Genomic DNA, 4,387 nt, shown 5'->3' on the forward strand with positions numbered 1-4,387 from the left:
GGCCGCAAGACGGTGGTGACCGACACCGGCAAACTGGACCTGGAGGTACCACGGGACCGCCAAGCGAGCTTCGACCCGCAGCTGATCGCCAAGTACCAGCGGCGCTTCCCGGGCTTCGACGACAAGATCGTCTCGATGTACGCCCGTGGCATGAGCACCCGGGAGATCACCGGCCACCTGCGCGACCTCTACGGCATCGACGTCTCTCCGGACCTGATCAGCGCGGTGACCGATGCGGTGCTGGACGAGATCGGCGCCTGGCAGGCTCGGCCGCTGGAGCCGGTCTATCCGCTGGTATTCTTCGACGCGCTGCGGGTGAAGATCCACGACGAGGGCCTGGTACGCAACAAGGCGGTGCATATCGCTTTGGGCGTACGTGCCGACGGCGCCAAGGAGATCCTGGGCCTGTGGCTGGAGCAGAATGAGGGCGCCAAGTTCTGGCTGCGGGTCATGAACGAACTCAGAAACCGCGGCGTCGAGGACGTGCTGATCGCGGTGGTCGACGGCCTCAAAGGCTTCCCCGAGGCAATCCTGGCCGTGTTCCCGGAGGCGACCATCCAGACCTGCGTGGTCCACCTGCTCCGCCACAGCCTGGACTTCGTGTCGTACAAGGACCGCAAGGCCGTGGCGGCGGCCCTAAAGGACATCTACCGGGCAGTCGACGCTGCGACCGGCGAGGCTGCCCTCAACGCGTTCGATGAAGGGCCCTGGGGGCGCCGCTATCCAGCGATCGGCCAGAGCTGGCGGAGGGCGTGGACGGAGGTAGTGCCGTTCTATGCCTTTCCCAGTGACGTCCGCCGGATCTTGTACACCACGAACGCCATCGAGGCCTTGAACGCCAAGCTGCGGCGGGCGGTCCGGGATTGTCCGCAATTCCGTGTGCGGGCCATGAAGATGGGAAAGAAGGATCCCTGCCATGGCACGACGCAAGGCACCGATCATCGCGGACGAACTCCTGGACCAGCTCCTGGCTGGTCGCGACCCGCAGTCCGCCCTGGGCAAGGACGGGCTCGTTGACGAGTTGCGTCGCTGGACCCGGGGCGGCCGAGGGGTGCCGCTCCTCGCGGCCACCTCCTCCTGCGCCGCCTCGGCGGCGGCCGCAGTCCGCTCAAGGTCCTCGAGGCCAAGCTGCAGCTGGTCGAGATCGAGCTTCTCCGAACGCCGGCCGAACTGCCCACGTTGCAGTTGACGGATCAAGAGCCGCAGCTTCTCGACCTCGGCTTGGGCCGCGTCGCGCTCGGTCAGAATAGTATCGTGCTCGGCCCGCAGCGATGCCAGCGAGGCATTCTGACGAGTGACGACTTCCGCCATCTGCCGCAAGTGCTGAAGCAGCCGATCGGGATCTCGCGGAAGGTCATCCGGCACCAGCGTCATGGTGCCATTCTATTGGTCACGAGCCGCAAGACCAGCCTTTCCGCTCAGCAGGCCGTGCTCGGGCGAGGGGTCGCGTGGGGCTGCAGCCGGTGCCACGGCAAGCCCTCGAGCAGCGTCGCCAGCTGCGCGGCGCTCAAGCGCACCACGCCGTCCGCCGGCGAAGGCCAGCAGAACCGCCCGGCCTCCAGCCTCTTGCTATAGAGACACAGGCCGGTCCCGTCGTAGACCAGGATCTTGACCCGGTCGGCGCGCCTGGGGCGGAAGATGAACACCTCGCCCGCGAACGGGTCGGCCCGCAGGGCCTGCTGCACCAGGGCGGCCAGGCCGTCCATGCCCTTGCGGAAGTCGACCGGCCGGGTCGCGAGCAGGATGCGCACCCCGGGCGGGACCGCGATCATGCCAGGAGGCCCCGCACCACCTCGAGCACCCGGCGCAGTGCTGCGGCGTCGACATCCGCGCCGACCCGGATGACAGCCGGGCCGAGCACGATCTCCATCCGGCCCGCAGGCTCAGCCGGGGCAGAGCTGTCCTCCGCCAGCAGCACCGGCACGAACCCCGGCCCGCCGTCGATCGCTTCGGCCGATGATGCGCGCCGTTGCAGCTGCTGGCGCCAAGCGAAGAGCTGGCTGGCGTGCAATCCGTAGCGCCGCGCCACCGCCGAGGCGGTCGTGGCCGGGTCGAGGCTCTCGGCCACGATCCGGGCCTTGTCCCGGTCCGACCAGCGGCGGCGTCGGCCGACGCCGGTGATCACCTCCACCCGGCGGAAGCTGTCGGCCTTCGTACTGGTCGTACTACTATCAGTACGCATAGGAGTAGGACCCATCCCCATCGCTCGGGTCCCACATCCTCGACCTTGTCAGCCGACCCGCAAGTTGGGCTTCAGACAGCGTTTACGGTAGAGCGTGTGAGCCACAGCCTTCTTCCAGATCCGGGCAGTCTCCCGCCCGTACTTGGTCTCGATCTGTGCCTACGAGAAAATGGGGTCAGGTCTTGCATTCCCGCATCGTCCAACCGCCGGACCTTCCGCCCGCTTCAGTTCCGCATGATACCTTCCCGTAGCTCGGGAAGGTCTTGCTCGTAGTCGATCTGCCGGCATGGCGAGAAAGCGGTCGGAATCCTCGCCTGTTTCCCGCAGGAGCGGCTCGGTAGCGGGGTCATCAACTGCTCCCCAAAAATCTCTTCAGGCCCCTATCCCAATAGGGTTGCCGCCCAAATCGCTCGGTGAGCCAGTCGATGAAGACCCTCACCTTCGGCGCCAGCTCGCGCGAGCTCGGGTAGAGTGCCCAAAGGGTCTGTGTCGAGACGAGGGTGTAGCCGGGGAGAGCTGGTACGAGGACACCGGATCGAAGCTCGTCCGCGGCGCACCAGGTCGCCATCAGGGCGATTCCCAGCCCCGCGCAGGCCGCGTCGCGCACGGCAGCACCGTCGTTGATCCGAAGCTGCGGCGTGACACGCCGCTCGATCAGCTCCCCTCCCTTCCCCCGAAACGTCCAGAGGTCGAGCGTACCGACGACGAGGCAGGCATGGTCGGCGAGGTCGTCCGGCGTGCCCGGCTGCCCGCGCCGCTCGATATACGCGGGCGACGCGACCAGCACCCGTCGATCTGGAGCGAGCCGCCGCGCGACGAAGGTCGAATCGCTGAGCTCGGCATAGCGAACCGCCACATCGAAGGCGCCTTCGACGAGATCGACCATGCTGTCGGAGATGCGCAGGTCCAAGGCCAGATCGGGATAACGGCCGCAGAAGTCGGGCAGACCCGGCACGATATGCATGCGCGCGAACGACGCCGGAGCCGCCACCCGCAAGGTGCCGCGCGGCGCGGCTTGTTCCCGCCCGAGCGCCGCGCGGGCGCCTTCCGCTGCGAGCACGACATTCTCCGCATGCGGCAGGAAGGCGAGGCCATCCTCGGTCAAGGTCGCCTGCCGCGTCGTTCGGTGCAGAAGCCTGGCCCCGAGCTTTCTCTCGAGCGCCACCAGTCTGGCGCTTGCACCCGCCGGGGTGAGGCCCAGGTCGCGGGCAGCAGAGCTGATGCTCCGAAGCCGGGCGATGCGCACGAACAGCTGCAGGTCGTCGATGTTCATCGCATGCTTTCAACGGTTCTTTGAAACTGATCCTAGAGCCGACCCGCTACCACCGGCAATCATGAGGAGTCAGTTAGGTACGCAGACGGGCAGCGTGCCGGGTCTGCCGATCAGCCGGCCCCGGCTTCGGGCAAGTCACCCTGGGCCATCGCGCCCGCCCATGCCGCTGGAACCCGAAAGGAGATCTGTATGACCAGGACCATGAAGGCAGTCGTGCTCACCCGCTTCGGAGGGCCGGATGCGTTCGAGCTGCGCGAGGTGCCGGTGCCGGAGGTCGGCCCACGCCAGGTGCGGGTGCGGGTGCACGCCACGGCCGTCAATCCGCTCGATTACCAGATCCGCCGCGGCGACTACACGGACTACGTGCCGCTGCCCGCCATTATCGGCCATGACATCTCCGGTGTCGTCGAGGAGGCCGGATCCGAGGTCGACGAGTTCGCCGCGGGCGACGAGGTCTACTACACGCCAAGGATCTTCGGTGGCGCCGGCTCGTACGCCGAGCAGCATGTCGCCGACGTCGAGCTCGTCGGCCGCAAGCCCCGGAATCTCACCCACCTCGAGGCCGCGAGCCTGACGCTCGTCGGCGGCACGGTCTGGGAGGCGTTCGTCCAACGCGCGCAATTGAGCGTCGGCGAGACGATCCTCATCCACGGCGGGGCCGGCGGTGTGGGTACGATCGCGGTCCAGGTCGCCAAGGCGATCGGCGCACGGGTGATCACGACGGCGCGCGCCGGCGACCACGACTTCGTGCGATCGCTCGGGGCCGACGACGCGATCGACTTCACCGCCGAGGACTACGTGGAAGGTGTCGCCCGGCTGACTGGGGGAGAAGGCGTCAACGTCGTCTTCGACACCATTGGCGGCGACACGCTCACCAGGAGTCCCCTGACGCTCGCTGCCTTCGGGCGTGTCGTCAGCCTCGTCGACATCGC

Annotated in this window: 4 protein-coding genes and 2 pseudogenes; 2 read left to right on the top strand and 4 right to left on the bottom strand. The window is 67.6% G+C overall.

The window, feature by feature from the left end; genetic code table 11:
• Positions 1 to 876 (top strand): annotated as a pseudogene (locus tag VHL31_RS09770) (IS256 family transposase); the annotation flags it as partial.
• Between the two features lie 177 nt (positions 877 to 1,053).
• Here VHL31_RS09770 and VHL31_RS09775 read toward each other — a convergent pair.
• The 4 genes and pseudogenes from VHL31_RS09775 to VHL31_RS09790 all read right to left on the bottom strand — a co-directional run.
• A pseudogene (locus VHL31_RS09775) lies at positions 1,054 to 1,374 on the bottom strand (hypothetical protein); the annotation flags it as partial.
• A 44-nt stretch (positions 1,375 to 1,418) separates the two neighbouring features.
• Positions 1,419 to 1,772, bottom strand: a complete 354-nt coding sequence (gene tnpB, locus VHL31_RS09780) for an IS66 family insertion sequence element accessory protein TnpB (RefSeq protein WP_329661017.1) — start codon at positions 1,770 to 1,772, stop codon at positions 1,419 to 1,421.
• Positions 1,769 to 2,197 carry an IS66-like element accessory protein TnpA gene (gene tnpA / locus VHL31_RS09785; protein ID WP_329661018.1) on the bottom strand — a complete coding sequence of 143 codons (429 nt, stop codon included), beginning with the start codon at positions 2,195 to 2,197 and terminating at the stop codon, positions 1,769 to 1,771. The genes tnpB and tnpA overlap by 4 nt, the downstream gene beginning before the upstream one ends.
• A 334-nt stretch (positions 2,198 to 2,531) precedes the next feature.
• A complete protein-coding gene (locus VHL31_RS09790) occupies positions 2,532 to 3,455 on the bottom strand; it encodes a LysR family transcriptional regulator (protein WP_329661019.1) in 924 nt (307 codons plus the stop codon).
• Between the two features lie 189 nt (positions 3,456 to 3,644).
• Here VHL31_RS09790 and VHL31_RS09795 point away from each other — a divergent pair.
• Positions 3,645 to 4,387: zinc-binding dehydrogenase (locus VHL31_RS09795; RefSeq protein WP_329661020.1), on the top strand; the 743-nt coding region annotated here is incomplete at its 3' end.

It is taken from the genome of Geminicoccus sp. (assembly GCF_036263595.1).
Lineage (GTDB): Bacteria > Pseudomonadota > Alphaproteobacteria > Geminicoccales > Geminicoccaceae > Geminicoccus.